Annotated in this window: 14 protein-coding genes; 4 read left to right on the top strand and 10 right to left on the bottom strand. The window is 73.7% G+C overall.

The features are described 5' to 3' along the window. The first annotated feature begins 134 nt into the window (after nucleotides 1-134). Complete coding sequence (locus ACQPZG_RS30640) at nucleotides 135-605, top strand: universal stress protein (protein ID WP_433548928.1); 471 nt, start codon at nucleotides 135-137, stop codon at nucleotides 603-605. 88 nt (nucleotides 606-693) lie between these two features. Here the strand turns inward: ACQPZG_RS30640 and ACQPZG_RS30635 are convergent, their stop codons facing one another. Further along, nucleotides 694-1,920, bottom strand: coding sequence for a CapA family protein (locus ACQPZG_RS30635; RefSeq protein WP_433548927.1), 1,227 nt, complete (start codon nucleotides 1,918-1,920; stop codon nucleotides 694-696). Nucleotides 1,921-2,348: 428 nt separating this feature from the next. Here ACQPZG_RS30635 and ACQPZG_RS30630 point away from each other — a divergent pair, with 428 nt between their 5' ends. Both ACQPZG_RS30630 and ACQPZG_RS30625 read left to right on the top strand, forming a co-directional pair. After that, on the top strand, nucleotides 2,349-2,912 hold the full coding sequence (locus ACQPZG_RS30630; protein WP_433548926.1) for a sigma-70 family RNA polymerase sigma factor: 564 nt from the start codon (nucleotides 2,349-2,351) through the stop codon (nucleotides 2,910-2,912). Nucleotides 2,913-3,182: 270 nt separating this feature from the next. Beyond that, on the top strand, nucleotides 3,183-3,659 hold the full coding sequence (locus tag ACQPZG_RS30625; protein ID WP_433549614.1) for a hypothetical protein: 477 nt from the start codon (nucleotides 3,183-3,185) through the stop codon (nucleotides 3,657-3,659). Between the two features lie 42 nt (nucleotides 3,660-3,701). Here ACQPZG_RS30625 and ACQPZG_RS30620 read toward each other — a convergent pair whose 3' ends face one another. From ACQPZG_RS30620 to ACQPZG_RS30590, 7 genes are all read right to left on the bottom strand, one after another. Then, nucleotides 3,702-4,904 carry a sensor histidine kinase gene (locus ACQPZG_RS30620; RefSeq protein WP_433549613.1) on the bottom strand — a complete coding sequence of 401 codons (1,203 nt, stop codon included), beginning with the start codon at nucleotides 4,902-4,904 and terminating at the stop codon, nucleotides 3,702-3,704. A gap of 5 nt (nucleotides 4,905-4,909) precedes the next feature. Further along, complete coding sequence (locus ACQPZG_RS30615) at nucleotides 4,910-6,658, bottom strand: cation acetate symporter (protein ID WP_433548925.1); 1,749 nt, start codon at nucleotides 6,656-6,658, stop codon at nucleotides 4,910-4,912. A gap of 9 nt (nucleotides 6,659-6,667) precedes the next feature. After that, nucleotides 6,668-7,075: a hypothetical protein gene (locus ACQPZG_RS30610; protein ID WP_433548924.1), complete on the bottom strand. Its 408-nt coding sequence runs from the start codon at nucleotides 7,073-7,075 to the stop codon at nucleotides 6,668-6,670. 107 nt (nucleotides 7,076-7,182) lie between these two features. After that, on the bottom strand, nucleotides 7,183-7,470 hold the full coding sequence (locus ACQPZG_RS30605) for a hypothetical protein (RefSeq protein ID WP_433548923.1): 288 nt from the start codon (nucleotides 7,468-7,470) through the stop codon (nucleotides 7,183-7,185). Between the two features lie 151 nt (nucleotides 7,471-7,621). Further along, entirely contained in the window at nucleotides 7,622-8,413 is a 792-nt protein-coding gene (locus ACQPZG_RS30600; protein WP_433548922.1) for a LytR/AlgR family response regulator transcription factor, read from the bottom strand. A 326-nt stretch (nucleotides 8,414-8,739) separates the two neighbouring features. Then, a complete protein-coding gene (locus ACQPZG_RS30595; RefSeq protein WP_433549612.1) occupies nucleotides 8,740-10,815 on the bottom strand; it encodes a SpoIIE family protein phosphatase in 2,076 nt (691 codons plus the stop codon). Nucleotides 10,816-11,038: 223 nt separating this feature from the next. Next, complete coding sequence (locus ACQPZG_RS30590) at nucleotides 11,039-11,218, bottom strand: hypothetical protein (protein ID WP_433548921.1); 180 nt, start codon at nucleotides 11,216-11,218, stop codon at nucleotides 11,039-11,041. 183 nt (nucleotides 11,219-11,401) lie between these two features. Here ACQPZG_RS30590 and ACQPZG_RS30585 point away from each other — a divergent pair, with 183 nt between their 5' ends. Continuing rightward, the gene (locus tag ACQPZG_RS30585; RefSeq protein WP_433548920.1) at nucleotides 11,402-12,802 is read left to right on the top strand and encodes an amidase; all 1,401 of its coding nucleotides are present in this window, start codon (nucleotides 11,402-11,404) and stop codon (nucleotides 12,800-12,802) included. A gap of 111 nt (nucleotides 12,803-12,913) precedes the next feature. Here ACQPZG_RS30585 and ACQPZG_RS30580 read toward each other — a convergent pair whose 3' ends face one another. Then, nucleotides 12,914-14,956, bottom strand: a complete 2,043-nt coding sequence (locus tag ACQPZG_RS30580) for a prolyl oligopeptidase family serine peptidase (RefSeq protein ID WP_433548919.1) — start codon at nucleotides 14,954-14,956, stop codon at nucleotides 12,914-12,916. Nucleotides 14,957-15,173: 217 nt separating this feature from the next. Beyond that, nucleotides 15,174-15,368 (bottom strand): hypothetical protein, encoded by a 195-nt coding sequence (locus ACQPZG_RS30575; RefSeq protein ID WP_433548918.1) that lies wholly within the window; start codon nucleotides 15,366-15,368, stop codon nucleotides 15,174-15,176. Nucleotides 15,369-15,538 lie beyond the last annotated feature (170 nt).

Genomic DNA, 15,538 nt, shown 5'->3' with positions numbered 1-15,538 from the left:
CTCTAGGGAGCACCGCGCCCCTACGCCTCCCGGGTCGGGCCCTCCACCTGCGTACAGGCGCGGTGTGGCCCCGCTGGGGACGGCCGCCCGACGCGTTTCGGCGGGCGTGTCTCCCAGGGGATAGCCTCCGCTCTGTGACCGAACAGCCCGAACAGCAGCGCCCCGTCTTCGAACGCGGTACCGACGGACCCAAGGTGATCGTCGCCGGTATCGACGGATCCTCGTCCTCCCTGCGCGCGGCCTCGTACGCGGCGGGGCTGGCCCGCCGGCAGAACGCGCTGCTCGCCCTGGTGTACGTACAGCCGCTGATCCCCGCGGGCGCGGCGCTGGGCGTCCCGGTGGCCGGGACCACCGACGAGATCGCCGAGGACCTGATCGGCGAGATCCGGCGGGCGGCAGCGCGGGTGAAGGGGATGTTCGACGTGCGCTGGGAGTTCCACACCTTCCGCGGCGACCCGTACAACGGGCTCGTCACGGCGGCCGACGAGTTGACGGCGGACGCGGTGGTGGTGGGCGCCTCGGAGTCGGCGGGGCACAGGTTCGTGGGCTCGGTGGCGGTCCGGCTGGTGAAGGCGGGCCGGTGGCCGGTCACGGTCGTGCCGTGAGCGCTCGGGCGGGGGTACGGCCGGTCGTGGTCGTGCGGCAACGGTTCGGCCGGAGGGCCTGCTCCGGCCTTGCCGTGACCGGGACGGTTCAGTGCCCCATGGTGAGTCCGGACGCGGCGGCGCCGCGACTGAGCACGACGCGGCGGATCCGGTCGCGGATCTCTTCGTAGCCGCCGTCCCGCGCCCCGATGTTGACGGCGCGGTGGGATCCGAGGTCGAAGTACTGCGGGACGAACTCCGCCTTCACGACCTCCCATCCCTTGCCGGGGCCGGTCGGCGGCGCGAAGGTGAAGCGGCCGATGGAGCTCATGTTGCCCCGGTCGTCCACGGCTCCGGAGTGGTTGACCATGGCGCCGGCGATCTGGTCGCCCATGCCGTAGACGATGTAGGTGCCGTTCACCTTCTCGTAGGGCTGCGGGACGTGGGCATGTGTTCCCAGGATGAGATCGACGTCCTTGCGTCCACCGGTGGCCGATGCGGTGAGCGCGCGGCCGAGGGAGAGCTGGTCGGCGTCGGGGGTTTCCTGCCACTCGGTGCCCCAGTGCAGGGAGACGACGACCACGTCGGCTCCGGCCCTGCGGGCGGCGCGGGCGTCCGCGAGGATCCTGTCCTTGTCGATGAGGTTGACGGCCCACGGCTGACCGTCCGGCAGCGGGTAGCCGTTCGTGCCGTAGGTGTAGGCGAGTGTGGCGACCTTGGCTGTGCCCGCCGTCAGGAGGGTGGGACGGGCGGCCTCCCGGGCGGTGCGGGCGGAGCCCGCGTGGGCGAGGCCGGCCCGGTCGAAGGCGTCGAGGGTGCGGCGGATTCCGGCACGGCCCGCGTCCAGGGTGTGGTTGGAGGCGGTGGAACAGGAGTCGTAGCCGGTGGCCTTGAGGGCGGCGGCCACCTGGGGCGGGGAGACGAACGCCGGGTATCCGCTGTAGGGGCCGTCCTCGTCGCCGTACACCGTCTCCATGTGACAGATCGCCAGGTCGGCCCGCGAGATCACCGGCTTGACGCCCGCGAGCATCGGCTTGAAGTCGTAGCCGTCGCCGCCCGCGTCGCTGCGGGCCTGACGGATGATCGAGTCGTGCGGGAGGACGTCGCCGGAGGCGACGAGGGTGAACCCGCGCCGCGGGGTCTCGGGGGCGCCGGCCTTCGGAACGGCGGAGCCGACGGGCTTCGGGGCGGCCTCGTCCGGTCCGGCGGTACAGGCGGTCGCGGCGGTGAGCAGCAGTGCGGCCGCGACCGCCGTGCCGTACCGGCTCTTTCCGTATCGGCTCTTCGCGTACCGACCGGCTGTGTGCCGCCCCGGGTTCGCAGTGCGCTTCGTCATCGGACCGGCTTTCCTCGGTGGACACGTCTCGAACACGCGCCGGATACGCGCACGGAGAATCCATCCGGGAACGAGGGAGAAGTCAAGAACATTTATGTGATTAACCGACAAGTGCGCCCGAACGACCCTTTCGCGGTCACGCGCGCGGCCCGCGCACACCCACGCACGGCTCTCATGGCGGCCGACCGCTCGCCGCGCCGTTCGTCGCACCGCTCGACCGTTCGTCGCACGCACCGGCCGCCTGTTCGCACGGCGGACACCGCCCGCCAGCGGGGCCCGGAACGGACGGTTATCTTCTCCCCTGAACTCGGCCCGGCTGTGATCGCCGTCACCGCCCGGCCGGGCCCGCCGTCCGCACCCTGCGGCTGCCGCACCCGCGCCCGGCCGCACGTCCTCGAAGCCCCCGCCCGCCCGAAGGAGCGTCCACGGTGACCACCGCCCTCCCCCTCGCCCCGCGCACCGACGAACGCGCCCTGGCCGCTCTCCAGCAGGAGCACGGCACCGCGCTCTTCGGCTTCCTCGTCGGCCTCACCCACGGCGACCGGCAGCGCGCCGAGGACCTCGTGCAGGAGACGCTCGTACGGGCCTGGCAGCATCCGGAGGCGCTGGACGGCGACCACGAGTCGATGCGGCCCTGGCTGTTCACCGTCGCCCGACGGCTCGCGATCGACGCCCGCCGCGCCCGCCGGTCCCGGCCGAACGAGGTCGGCGCGGAGGTGCTGGCCCACTCCGCGGCCCCGGAGGACCTCGCGGAGCGCTCGGTCACCGGACTCGACGTGCGGGAGGCGGTACGGGCACTGCGCACCGAGCACCGCGAGGTTCTGGTGCAGGTGTACTTCCGGGGACGCTCGGTGGCGGAGACCTCGAACGAGCTGGGCATTCCGGAAGGAACCGTCAAGTCCCGTACGTACTACGCACTCCGGGCACTGCGCGGCGTGCTCCCGGGGTACGAGGACGGCGCGGGAAGGCGCACCGGACGCGGCGCCGCATGAGCCCCGGAGCCGCCGCGCGCGTCAACCCGTGCGTCACACCCGCACCGTTCGTACACCCCCTCCTCCCGCGCCACGGCGAAGGCGCGACGATTTCGAAAGCGCGGCGTCAAGTTCGGTAAAGATGCCCCGCCAAACCCCTCGCAGCGTGAAAGCTCTTCGCCGGGGGCCCGAGTCCGGAGCCCCGCACACCGGAAGCACGACCGGAGAAGGTGGAATGCTGTGCTGCCCGAGAGCGCCAATGGCACCGGCGGAAGCAGCCTTGCCGTACCCATGGCATGGCTGTACGCCGAGTACATCGCCGACGAGCTGCTGCGCACGGGGCAGTTGATCCCCCCCGGCACGCTGGAGTTCCGCGCGGGCCGGGAGGCCCTCGCGCTGACCGTCTACCTGTCGGACTCCACGGACGAGCTGTCCGGAGTGGGAGTGATCTCCCAACTCGACGAGTGGCTCTCGCTGACGGCCTACGGCCATCCGTGGGAGCGGTGGGTACGGGAGCGCTTCGCGGCCCGCCGCGGCGAAGCGGGGCCCGACCTGGAACTGGCGCGGGCGTCCTGGCGCTGGCTGGCCTCCACGGAGCTGCTGGCCGCGGACCTCGGCGGCACGGGCGTCGAGGGCGAGGAGGCGGTGGACCCGGATCTGCTGGACGGCGTCGACGGTCTGGACCGGGTGGACGAGAGCACGCAGGTCTGGCTTCCGGCGTGGCAGCTGGGGCTGCCGCTGGGACACCTGTCCGTCCATCTGTTCTGACCGGACCGCCCGACCCTGCCCTTCCGACCGGATGCCCGCGTCTCAGCCCCGCGTGTGCGGCGAACTGTGCACGCCCGCGCGGTACTTGGGCAGCCTGACGGTGATCTTCATGCCCGCGCCGACGCCCGTCTCGATGACCAGGCCGTAGTCGTCGCCGTACACCTGGCGCAGCCGCTCGTCGACGTTGGACAGGCCGATGCCGGCGGTGGCGGGTTCCTGTCCGGCGAGAATGCGCCGCAGCCTGTCGGGTTCCATCCCGACGCCGTCGTCCTCGATGGTGACGATCGCCTCGGCGCCCGCGTCCCGGGCGGCGAGGGTGATCCGGCAGTCCTCGCGGGAGTCCTCCAGGCCGTGCTTGACGGCGTTCTCCACGAGAGGTTGCAGCACCAGGAAGGGCAGGGAGACGGGCAGCACCTCGGGGGCGATCCGAAGCGTCACCTTGAGCCGGTCGCCGAAGCGCGCCCCGGCGAGCGCCAAGTACTGCTCGATGCAGCGGAGCTCGTCGGCGAGCTGAGTGAAGTCGCCGTGCCTGCGGAACGAGTAGCGGGTGAAGTCCGCGAACTCCAGCAGGAGTTCGCGGGCCCGCTCGGGGTCGGTTCGGACGAACGAGGCGATGGCGGCGAGGGAGTTGAAGATGAAGTGCGGGGAGATCTGGGCGCGCAGGGCGCGGATCTCCGCCTCGACGATGCGGGTGCGGGAACGGTCCAGCTCGGCGAGTTCCAGCTGCACGGAGACCCAGCGGGCCACCTCGGTGGCGGCCCGGACGAGGACGGCCGACTCGCGCGAGCCGTAGGCGACGAGGGCCCCGAGCACGCCGTCCTCGCCGGTGAGCGGCGCGATGACCGCCCAGCGCAGGGGGCACGCCGGGTCGTCGCAGTCGGTGTGGACGCTCTGGCTGCGCCCCGCGTCGAGCATCTCGGCGACCTTGAGCATCACCTTCTCCTGGTGGTGGTCCGCACCGGGGCCGTCCCAGGCGAGGACGGCGGTGCGGCTCGTGAGGCAGAGGGTCTCGGTGCCGAGGAGGGAGCGCAGCCGGCGGGCGGCCTTGCGGGCGGTGTCCTCGGTGAGTCCGGCGCGGAGCGGGGGCGCGGCGAGGGACGCGGTGTGCAGGGTGAGGAAGGTGGCGCGCTCGACCGGAGTGCCGAGGTCGAGGTCCTTCCCGCCGCCGCGCGCGGTGAGACGGCCGAGAGCGGCGCCCGCGGCGAGGAGCAGTGCCCCGGCGGCGGCGAGAGCGGCGATCTCCATGACGGTCACTGCTCGGCCGCTCCCTTGGGGGTGTCGGTCAGTTCCTCGGGCAGGTGCAGGCGGGCCAGGATGGCGGCGGTCCCCCCGGGTATCCGGTCGCGGGTGGCGAGGGAGACGGCCACCATCGTCAGGAAGCCGAGCGGCACGGACCACACCGCGGGCCAGGCGAGCAGAGTGTGCGTCCAACCCGAGGCGGAGAGTCCCCCTCTGGTCGCCATGACCGCCGTCAGCGCGGCCCCTCCCCCGACGACCAGGCCCACCACCGCACCGGGCGGGGTGAGTCCGCGCCACCAGATGCCCAGCACCAGCAGGGGGCAGAACGACGACGCGGACACCGCGAAGGCGAGCCCGACGGCGTCCGCGACCGGCACGTTGGCCACGACGGTGCTCACCGCGAGCGGAACGGCGATCGCGAGCACGGTGGCCAGCCGGAAGTGCCGTACGCCACGCGCCGGGAGGACGTCCTGGGTGAGCACCCCGGCCACCGCCATGGTCACTCCGGACGCGGTGGACAGGAACGCGGCGAAGGCACCGCCCGCGAGCAGCGCCCCCAACAGGTCGCCCAGTACGCCTCCCAGGACGCGTTCGGGGAGGACGAGCACGGCCGCGTCCGCATCCCCGGTGAGGGCGAGTTCCGGTGCGTAGATCCTCCCGAGCACTCCGTAGACCGGTGGCAGCAGGTAGAAGGCGCCGATGAGTCCGAGGACGACGAGGGTGGTGCGGCGGGCGGCTCTTCCGTTCGGGCTCGTGTAGAAGCGGACGGCGACGTGCGGGAGCCCCATGGTGCCGAGAAAGGTGGCGAGGACCAGTCCGTACGTGGCGTAGAGCGGGTGCTCCTCGCGGCTGTCGGCGAGCGGGTGGGCCCACGTGGAGGAGCCCGTGGCCCGTTCGTCGCCCTGCTCGGCGCTCTTCTCCGGTACGGCGGCGCCGGCCGGGAAGCGCAGGACGGTGCCGCCGGTGACGCGGTGCGGGCCGGGGGCGAGCGCGACGTCGTGGACCCCCTCGTAGGCCCGGCCGTCGACCGTGCCGGACACGGCGACGGTGAGCGGCTGGTCGAGGTCGATGCGCACGGTCTCCTGGAACCGCACGGAGGTGTGCTCGCGGAACGTGGCGGGGGCGTCGAACCGTGCGCGGGGTGCGTCGTCCCCGCACCAGGCGGCGAGCAGGAAGAGAGCGGGAACGAGCAGCGCGGTCAGTTTGAGCCAGTACTGGAAGGCCTGGACGAAGGTGATGCTGCGCATGCCCCCGGCGGCGACGGCCCCGGTGACGACCACGGCCACCACCAGCCCGCCGACCCAGCCGGGCGCTCCGGTGAGGATCTCCAGGGTCAGCCCCGCGCCCTGGAGCTGGGGCAGCAGGTACAGCCAGCCGATGCCCACAACGAAGAGGCTGGCGAGGCGTCTGACCTGGGTCGATTCGAGCCTGGCCTCGGCGAAGTCGGAGAGTGTGTACGCGCCGGAGCGGCGCAGTGGGGCGGCGACGAAGAGCAGCAGCACGAGGTATCCGGCGGTGTACCCGACCGGGTACCAGAGCATCTCGGGCCCCTGGAGGAGGACCAGTCCCGCCACGCCGAGGAAGGAGGCGGCGGAGAGGTACTCCCCGCTGATGGCGGCGGCGTTGAGGCGGGGGCCGACGGTGCGCGAGGCGACGTAGAAGTCGGAGGTGGTGCGGGATATCCGCAGGCCGAGCGCGCCGATCAGCAGGGTGACGAGGACGACGACGGTGACCGCCGCGACGGAGTACGCGTGGTTCATGGGGTTCCGTCAGCGGCCTTCGACGAGACCGCGGAAGTCGCGCTCGTTGCGTTCGGCCCGGTGCACGTACCAGCGGGCGATCAGCCACATGACCGGGTAGGCGACGACGCCCAGCGCGGCCCAGACGAACGGCCCGGAGACGGGCAGCGAGGCCCCGGTGAGGACGCGCGGCAGCAGGAAGAGCAGGGGCAGGGTGCCGATCAGCAGGGCGAGCGCCCCGAGCCCGAGGAGTGCGGTGCGCAGCTGGCTGCGCATCAGGGAGCGGACGTAGGTGGCGCCGAGGGTCGTCTGCTCGCTGATCTCGGAGCGGGCGGGGGCGTGCCCGGGGGCTCGGGACCCGCGCATCCCCTGACCGCCGTGAATTCCCCGGGGCACTCCGGTCACGGTCTCACGGCGGGGGCGCGGGGCGGTGGGCATGGGGGTGCGCTCCGGGGTCGTTCGCTGGCGGCGGGGCGGTTCTCGTGCCGGCCCCCGTACGGAGGCTGGATTCTACGCAGCGACACCGGTCCGGGGTAGGTCCGGGTTCAGCTGCGGCTCGCTTCGCCGAGGGCGATCTCCAGTTCCACGTACGACTCCTCGGCCCGCCGGAACGCGACTTCCAGGGCGGCGGCGGTGCGGGGGGTCGCGCACAGTCGCGCGGATTCCTGCACCTCGTAGAGGAGGTCGGCCCACCGGGCCGCGGCGCTCCTGACGCGGGTGAGGAGCGCATCGAGCTCATGCGGGGCGGAGGGGCGGATGCCGGGCAGCGCGCGCAGTTCGTGCAGTTCCACGAGCAGCGCTTCCACTTCGGTCAGCCGGCTCACCTTCTCCATGTCTCACCCTCCGGTTCAGGGTCAGGGTAGGGGGCACCGGGCGTGGTCGGCGGATGGAACGGTCGCCGGTCGCCGTGCGGCGGACCTCCGTCGGCGAACGGCGGGCCCGGCGCGCCGGACGGTCGCACGTCCTCGCCCCGGACCGCGTCCCCTACCGTCGGCCGGCCTGGCGCATCAGCAGGTCGCGCAGTTCGCGGGCGTGCCGGCGGCTCACGACGAGTTCGGTGCCGGCGACCCGGACGGTGGTGGTGCCCGCGTCGAGGCGGAGTTCCTCGATGCGGTCGAGGGCGACGAGGTGACGCCGGTGGATGCGGACGAAGCCGCGGGAGGCCCAGCGTTCCTCCAGGGTGGAGAGCGGGATGCGCACCAGGTGACCGGCGCCGGCGTTGGCGGGCGGCACCGTGTGGAGGCGGGCGTAGTCACCGTGCGCCTCGGCGTAGGCGATGTCGGCGACGGGGACGAAGCGGGTGATGCCGCCGAGTTCGACCGGGATCTGGTCCTGGGCCGTCGCGCTGCTGCCGCGGTCCCTGCCCGGCGGGATCTCGCGGGAGCTCGCGGCGCCCTCGGCCACGCGCCGGACCGCTTCCGCGAGCCGCTCGCGCCGGACGGGCTTGAGGACGTAGTCGACGGCCTTGAGGTCGAAGGCCTGGACCGCGAATCCCTCATGGGCGGTGACGAAGACGATGAGCGGGGGCCGGGCGAAGCCGGCGAGGAGGCGGGCGACGTCGAGACCGGTGAGACCGGCCATGTGGATGTCGAGGAAGACGACGTCGATGGCGTCCTCGCCGTCGGGGCCCGCGTCGAGGGCCCGGTTGATCCGGAGCAGGGCCTCGGTGGCGTCGGTGGCTCCTTCGGCGCTGTGGACGCGGGGGTCGGCGCGGAGGAAGTAGAGGAGTTCCTCCAGGGCGGGCTTTTCGTCGTCGACGGCGAGTACGCGGAGCATGGGCATACGGTACGACGGGGCCCGCGGGTGGGTGCCTGCCGCGGTGGCCGGCCCGGCGGTGACCGGCCCGTCACGGGCCGACCCCCGCCGCCGGTACGCACCGGGGCGTCAGCGGGGTGCCAGCGGGAAATGCTCCGCCCCGGCCCGCTCACCGCACCGCAACTGCCCCTGCGCCGCCTCGGCCCGTTGTGTTGGCGTTCCTACGCCCTCCGCACGTCCCGGAGTCCCGCGGAGCACCTTCCGGAGTCCCCCACCACACCTCCCGAAGTCCTGCAAAGCACCTCCCGGAGTCCCCGCCGCACCTTCCGGAGTCCGACGGAGCACGTTCAGGGGTCCTGCGGCTCGTGGGGCGGTACCGCGAACTCGCACCACAGCACCTTGCCCGCGCCTCTCGGGTCGACTCCCCACACGTCCGCCAGCCGGTCCACCAGGAGCAGCCCGCGCCCGGAGACCGCCGCCTCGCCCGCCTCCCTGCGGCGCGGCAGGGCGCTGGAGGCGTCCGCCACCTCGACGCGCAGCCTGCGCTCGGGCGCGGTCAGCATGCGCAGCGACAGGATCGCGCCGCCGTCCGTGTGCATGAGGGCGTTCACCATGAGTTCGTCGGCGACGAGTTCGATCTCGTCGGCGCGGCCCTCCGCGCCCCAGGCCCGGACGGCGGCCCGGATCATGTGCCGCGCCGACGACAGCGCCTCGGGGTCGTTCGGCGCGACGTGCTGCTGCAGCCGGCCGCCCGCGCGGGGCGCGTCGGCGGCCGTGCGGCGCCGCAGGAGCAGCAGCGCCACGTCGTCCTCGCCGCCGCGTTCGTCGACGGCTCCGCACAGGCGGTCGGCGAGCCGCTGGAGGTCGTCGGGGCCCCGGTGGACCAGGTCGGCGAGTGCGGACAGTCCTTCGTCGAGGTCGCTGCCGGGCTGTTCCACCAGGCCGTCGGTGTAGAGCAGCAAGGTCTGCCCCGGGTCCAACTCCTTGGTGGTGACGGGGTATTCGAGCTGTCCGAACTGGGCGGACAGCCCGAGCGGCAGTCCGCCCTCCACGTCCATCCGGCAGCAGGAGCCGTCCGTCAGCCGCAGCAGCGGGTGCGTGTGCCCGGCCCGTACGAGCTGGACTACTCCCGTCGTCAGGTCGATCTCGGCGTACGTGCAGGTGGCGAAGCGGTCGGTGTCGAGTTCGTACAGGAAGAGCGAGGCGCGGGCCATCACGGTCGCGGGGGCGTGCCCTTCGGCTGCGTAGGCGCGCAGCGCGATCCGCAGCTGGCCCATCACCGCCGCGGCGTGCGTGTCGTGTCCCTGGACGTCGCCGATGACGGCGCCGACCCGGCCGCCCGGCAGCGGGATCACGTCGTACCAGTCGCCCCCGACGTCCTGCCCGTCGCGGGCCGAGCGGTAGCGGACGGCGATCTGCGCCCCGGGCACCGCGGGGACCCGGCTCGGCAGCATCGACTGCTGGAGGCCCTCGGCGAGGTCCTTCTCCTGCTCGTAGAGCATCGCCCGTTTGAGGCTCTGCGCGATGCTGCTGCTCAGGGCGATGAGGAGGTTGCGTTCGTCCGAACCGAAGCTGGTGCGCCCGCTGTACAGCAGGCCGAGCGCGCCGACGGGCCTGGCCTGGGCGATCAGCGGCAGATACGCCGCCGAGGTGACCCCGAACTTGCGGACGTGGTCCCACAGGCGCGGGTAGAGGGCGGCGAAGTCCTCGGCGGACTCGATGAACCGGGGCCTCAGCGTCCGCACCACTTCGCTCATCGGCCACCCGGGGTCGTCGATGCGGGTGTGCCGGGAACCGGGCATGAACTCGGGGCCCTCGGCCACCAGGTGGATGCGTCCCGCTTCGACGAGCCCCATCACGAGGGACGACGACTCGAATCCGCCGAGTTCGTGGGTGTCCCTGAGCACGTCGATGACGTCGCGGACGCTGCGGGCGTGCGCGAGCGCCGCCGTGGTGGACGCGACGACGCCGGTGCCGCCCCGCGCGCCCGTGTCGTGCGCGCTGCGGTCGGCGAAGTCGCCCATCTCCTGGGTGGCGTCCCGGACGACGCCGATGATCCGGTACGGGCGGCCGGAGGCGTCGCGCCGCACCGAGCCCTGGGTGTGTGCCCAGCGCAGCGAGCCGTCCCGGCGGCGTACCCGGAAGTACGCGCCGTAGGAGGACTCGCCGCTCTTCAGCGCCTGCGCGACGATGCGGTCCATCCGTTCGCCCTCGCCGCGCGCGACCCGGGACGCCAGGGTGAGGGGGTTGCCGTCGAACTCCTCGGGTGCGAGGCCGAACACCTCGGCAGCGGAGGGATCGAGGTGCAGGTGCGCCTGGTCGAGGTCCCAGTCGAAGATCCCCATCCGGTTGAGCGCGAGCCCCAGCTCGGGACGTACGGGCCACTCCGCCGCACCCGGCCCGTCCGGTACGTCCTCGGCCACGGCGCGGACGTGCGTGCCGTCCCCGTCCCGGGGCTGCACGGCAGCTCCGCTCCGTGCGCCCTCGGTGGGACCGTCGCTCCGTGCGCCCTCGGTGGGACCGTCGCTCCGTGCGCCCTCGGTGGGACCGTCGCTCCGTGCGCCGTCGGTGGGACCGTCCGGGGCCGCCCCGGCGGCTTCGCTCCGCGCGTCCCCGGCCGCCGGGCGCCGTGCGCCGTCGGAAGGCTCAGCCACCGTCCGGTCCGGGCTGAGTGCCGGAATCCGGCTGGGGCGGCAGGTCCTGGCCGGTCGCCGCGTTGATGGCCGCCGGTCCGGTCCGCGAGTGCCCGCAGCCGCCGGCCTGCAGCCCGAGGGACGGCGCCTGCGCAGCCGCCGCCACCGTGTGGCGGCGCGTGGTCGCGTGCACGCGGCTCTCCCGTCCTCGCTCTGGATGCTCACCGGTTCGTCGGTACATGCGTTTTGTCGGCATTGCTCTTCTATGTCTGCCGCACATTCGGGACCGCCGCAACCGGACGCGGTCCCCCCGGACGCGTCGGCACCGGGTGGCGGGCCCTCGACGGCCGCGCTTCCGCCGGGCACAGTGAGCCGCATGACTGATGCCGCGACTCCCGCCGGGGTCCCTTCCGCCGCTGCCCTCACCTCCGCCGTCCGTGCCCCGGACACGGCCGGCGCGGTCGCCGCCGCCGTCCGCGCCGGGACGCTCGCCCCGCGTGAGGCGGTGCTGGCCTCGCTCGCCCGCATCGAGGCGCTGGATTCGCGGGTCGGCGCCTTCCGCGTCGTACGCGCCGCTCGGGCCCTCGCCGAGGCCGACGCGCTCGCCGACCGTCCCGACCTGGGCCGGCTCCCGCTCGCCGGAGTGCCGTTGGCGGTCAAGGACAACCTTGCGGTACGCGGCGAATCGACGCGCGTCGGAACCGCTGCCACTTCCTCCGCGCCCGCCGAGGCCGACCACGAGACCGTGGCCCGGCTGCGGGCCGCCGGGGCGCTCGTCGTCGGCCTGACCCATGTCCCGGAGTTGTGCGTCTTCGGCACGACCGACGGAGTGCACGGCATCGCCCGCAACCCGTGGGATCTCTCCCGCACGGCGGGCGGCTCCTCCGGGGGCAGCGCGGCGGCCGTCGCGGCCGGCATGGTGCCCGTCGCGCTCGGCAACGACGGCATGGGCTCGCTGCGCATACCGGCCGCGAACTGCGGGGTGATCGGCCTCAAGCCGGGTTACGGCCGGGTGCCCGCCGGGATCGGCGACGGCGACTGGTACGGCATGGCGGAGAACGGCCCGCTCGCCACCACCTCCGAGGACGCCCGCCTGCTCTTCGCGGTGCTCGCGGGAGAGGAGGCCCCGGAGGGCGCCGCGGACACGACCGGTCTGCGCATCGCCGCCTCCGCCCGCTCGCCGCTCACAGGCATCCCGATCACCCGCCCGTACGCCGACGCGGTACGTGCGGCGGCCCGCCTCCTGGTCGACGACGGCCACCGGGTGCGGCACGACGACCCGCCGTACCCGCTGTCCCTCTCCTCCACCGCGTTGGCCCGCTGGACGGCCGGCACCGCCAAGGACGCGGCGGGCCTGGACCCGGAGCTGCTCGCGGCGCGCACCCGGCGGCACGCCGCCGTCGGCCGCCTCCTCGCCCGCACGCCCCTCCTGCGGGCCGACCACCGGGAACTGCTGCGCCGTCGCCTCACCCCGTTCTTCGAACGGTACGACGTCCTGGTCATGCCCGCGCTGGCCCGGCGGGGCCCGGCCGCCGCGCCGTGGCACGAGCGCGGCTGGCTGCGCAACGTCGCGGTCAACACGGCGTACGCGCCGACCACTCCTCCGTGGAACCTGGCGGGCTGGCCCGCCCTCACGCTCCCGCTGGGCACCCTCCCCGGATCGGCCGCGCCCTGCGCGGTGCAACTGGTCACCCGGCCGGGCGGCGAGTACCGCCTGCTCGCGCTCGCCGCCCGCATCGAAACCCGCAGGCCCTGGGCCCGCACGGCACAGTTGTAGCGGGCGGCGGACGAAAGCGCCGACGGGGCGCCGGGGCGTCCCGCCACACTCCGCCGGCCGGGGGCGGTCCCTACGGCCGTCCCGGTCGGCGGTCCGCCGCCGGGGCGGCTCCTACACCAGTCCCGGCCGCACCCATTCCTTTCCCAGCACCCGCTCGTCGAAGAAGTTCAGCACCGTCTCGTACCAGAGCTGCGCGTGCCTCGGCTTCAGCACCCAGTGGTTCTCGTCCGGGAAGTACAGGAACCTCACCGGCACCTCGCACCGCTGCAGGTCCTGGAAGAGCGCCATCGCCTGTCCCACCGGTACCCGGTAGTCCTTCGCCCCGTGCACCACCAGCATCGGCGTGCGCACCTGTTCCACGGCCAACGCCGGCGAGTTCTCCTCGTACCGCTGCGGCCGGGCGAGCGGATCGCCGAAGATGCGCCGGAAGAACCACGACGCGTCGGTGTCTCCCTGGAAGGAACGCAGGTCCCACAGCCCGGCGTGGGACACGATGCCCTTGAAGCGGTCGGTGCGGGTGGCGACGCGGTTGGCCATGTAGCCGCCGTAGGAGCCGCCCGCCAGCCCCGTCCGTGTCCCGTCGATGTCGGGCCGCTCCGTGGTGGTGTCGGTGAGCCGCATCAGGTCCTCGTACGGCTGCCCGCCCCACTGCCCCCAGCCCCGCTCGTGCATCTGCTGCCCGTAGCCGGTGGACAGCGCCGGGTCCGGCATCAGCACCGCGTAGCCCCGGGCGACGAACGGCCAGGGGTTCCAGCGCCAGGTCCAGGCGTTCCAGGTGCCCTGCGGGCCGCCGTGCACGAACACCAGGAGCGGTGCCGGCGCGTCCGGTGACGCGCCCTCCGGCACGGCGAGCCATCCGCGGAGCGGGAAGCCGTCGTCGCCCGCGGTGTGCACCTCGGTCAGCGTCCCGGGGAACGCGTCGATCGTCCCCGGCGCCCTGAGCGCCTCCGGACTCTGGTCCGCGCCCGCCGCCGCCAGCCGCACCGGGGCGGGCGCCGCGTCGATGTCGGTGCGCAGGGCGTACAGGGTGGACGCGTCCGGGGCGACCTGCACCGAGGCGTACGCACCGTGGGCGGTGAGCCGGGTGACGGTGCCGTCCGGGTCACGTCGGAAGATCGGGGCACGGCCGAGCTCGTCGGCGGTGAACCACACCGTCGCGTCGCCCTCGACCGGTGAAACGGCGATCGAGGAGGGCCAGTTGTCGAAGTCCGGCAACAGGTCGGTCGCCTCGCCCGAAGTCACGTCGACGCGCACGAGGGTCATGTCGTACGGCGTCTCGTACGTCTCCTTGAGCTGCCGCGCGCAGACGAGGGAACGCCCGTCGGCGCTGAACACCGCCTGGTGGTAGTCGTGCCCGAGGTGGTCGAGGACGTGCAGTTCCTCGCCGGTGGCCGCGTCGGCGACGACCAGGGCCATCCGGTTGCCGTCGGGCACCTTCCCGGGGACGAAACGGACGAGGGCGACCCGGGAGCCGTCGGGCGACAGGGCCGGCGCCGTATCGCCGATGGCGCCCATGCTCCCCGCGTCGACCGTCGCCCCCTCGGCCGTCACCCCGTCGTCCGCGAGGCGCCGCACGAAGACGTGCGGTTCGGCGGGTCCCAGGTCGTGGTCCCAGAACCGGGTCGGCCCGGCCTCGTACAGCACGGCCGTGACCTTCGCTTCCTCACGCTCCTTGCTGCGCTCGGCGTGCGCTTCCGCGTCGGCCGCCCCCGGCAGCAACGGTGCCGCGCAGGCGAGGGCCGCGCCGCGGGCCGCGAGCGCGTACCCGGAGATCCCACCGTGGTGGCGGGCGACCTGCACGGCCTCGCCGCGCTCGGGCAACGCCCACAGCGTGGCACCGTCCTCGTTCTCGGCCCGGGCCGCGGCGGGGTCGGTGTTCTCCCGGCCGGACAGGAAGAACAGCGTGCCGTCGGCGGCGAACGCGGGCGCGGACTCGCCCTTCACGGACCGGGTCAGCCGGTGCGGCTCGCGCTTCCCCGCCGGGTCGATCTCCCAGAGGCCGGAAACGTATGCCGTCCCCTCCCCGTCGAGGCTCTGCACGGTGGCGACGAGGCGACTGCCGTCGGGCGACAGGGCGAGGGAGTTCACCCGCGGGGTCGCCAGGAAGGTGGACAGGTCGTGGAATGCGGTGCGACCGCTGGGGGTGGTGGGCATGTCGATCATCCTGCCCGCGGGCCGCGGCCGGGCGCCAGCGGATTCGCTCTCGGCTCAGCGCTCCCGCACGGGGCCCGTGCGGAGGCGCTGGGTCCGCTCTCCACGACGGCTCGGCCAGCCGGGACACGTACGGGCCGCACCCCCCGGGGCTCCGGGGGGTGCGGCCCGTACGGTCGGGTCCGGCCGGCGGGGTGGGCCGGCCGGACCGGGGCGCGGATCAGTCGACGCCGGGCAGGATGTGCGACTCCGCCAGGTCGTCCTCGTATCCGGCGAGCCGGATCGGGGCGGACCTGGCCCACACCTCCAGGTTGCCGATCTCCTTGGGCGTGCCCGCCCGGCCTTCGGCACCGGCCTTGTACGTCGTCGAACGCTCCGACCGTCGTTGATCCTGTTCGGCCATCTTTGGTGTCACCGCGCACTCCTTGGGGTCGCGTAACCCGTCGGACGGTTCCGCGCCGCCCTCGGCAGGGCCGCCGGACCGCCCGAGGGCGGGAAGAAAACGGATCTTCGGTCACGGTGGCGCCGGTGTTACTCGATCGGAAGCGGCCGTGGTGGTGGGCCGCTTCCGGGTACGGGCCGAGG

The sequence above is a fragment of the Streptomyces sp. CA-294286 genome (genome assembly GCF_050947155.1).
Lineage (GTDB): Bacteria > Actinomycetota > Actinomycetes > Streptomycetales > Streptomycetaceae > Streptomyces.
This window is presented reverse-complemented; position numbering and strand designations above follow the sequence as displayed.

Excerpts from the sequence above, each read along its gene's own strand:
- ACQPZG_RS30635 (WP_433548927.1), bottom strand. The coding sequence starts at position 1,920 with ATGACGAAGCGCACTGCGAACCCGGGGCGGCACACAGCCGGTCGGTAC.
- ACQPZG_RS30625 (WP_433549614.1), top strand. The coding sequence starts at position 3,183 with ATGGCATGGCTGTACGCCGAGTACATCGCCGACGAGCTGCTGCGCACG.
- ACQPZG_RS30620 (WP_433549613.1), bottom strand. The coding sequence starts at position 4,904 with ATGGAGATCGCCGCTCTCGCCGCCGCCGGGGCACTGCTCCTCGCCGCG.
- ACQPZG_RS30615 (WP_433548925.1), bottom strand. The coding sequence starts at position 6,658 with ATGAACCACGCGTACTCCGTCGCGGCGGTCACCGTCGTCGTCCTCGTC.
- ACQPZG_RS30610 (WP_433548924.1), bottom strand. The coding sequence starts at position 7,075 with ATGCCCACCGCCCCGCGCCCCCGCCGTGAGACCGTGACCGGAGTGCCC.
- ACQPZG_RS30605 (WP_433548923.1), bottom strand. The coding sequence starts at position 7,470 with ATGGAGAAGGTGAGCCGGCTGACCGAAGTGGAAGCGCTGCTCGTGGAA.
- ACQPZG_RS30600 (WP_433548922.1), bottom strand. The coding sequence starts at position 8,413 with ATGCTCCGCGTACTCGCCGTCGACGACGAAAAGCCCGCCCTGGAGGAA.
- ACQPZG_RS30585 (WP_433548920.1), top strand. The coding sequence starts at position 11,402 with ATGACTGATGCCGCGACTCCCGCCGGGGTCCCTTCCGCCGCTGCCCTC.
- ACQPZG_RS30580 (WP_433548919.1), bottom strand. The coding sequence starts at position 14,956 with ATGCCCACCACCCCCAGCGGTCGCACCGCATTCCACGACCTGTCCACC.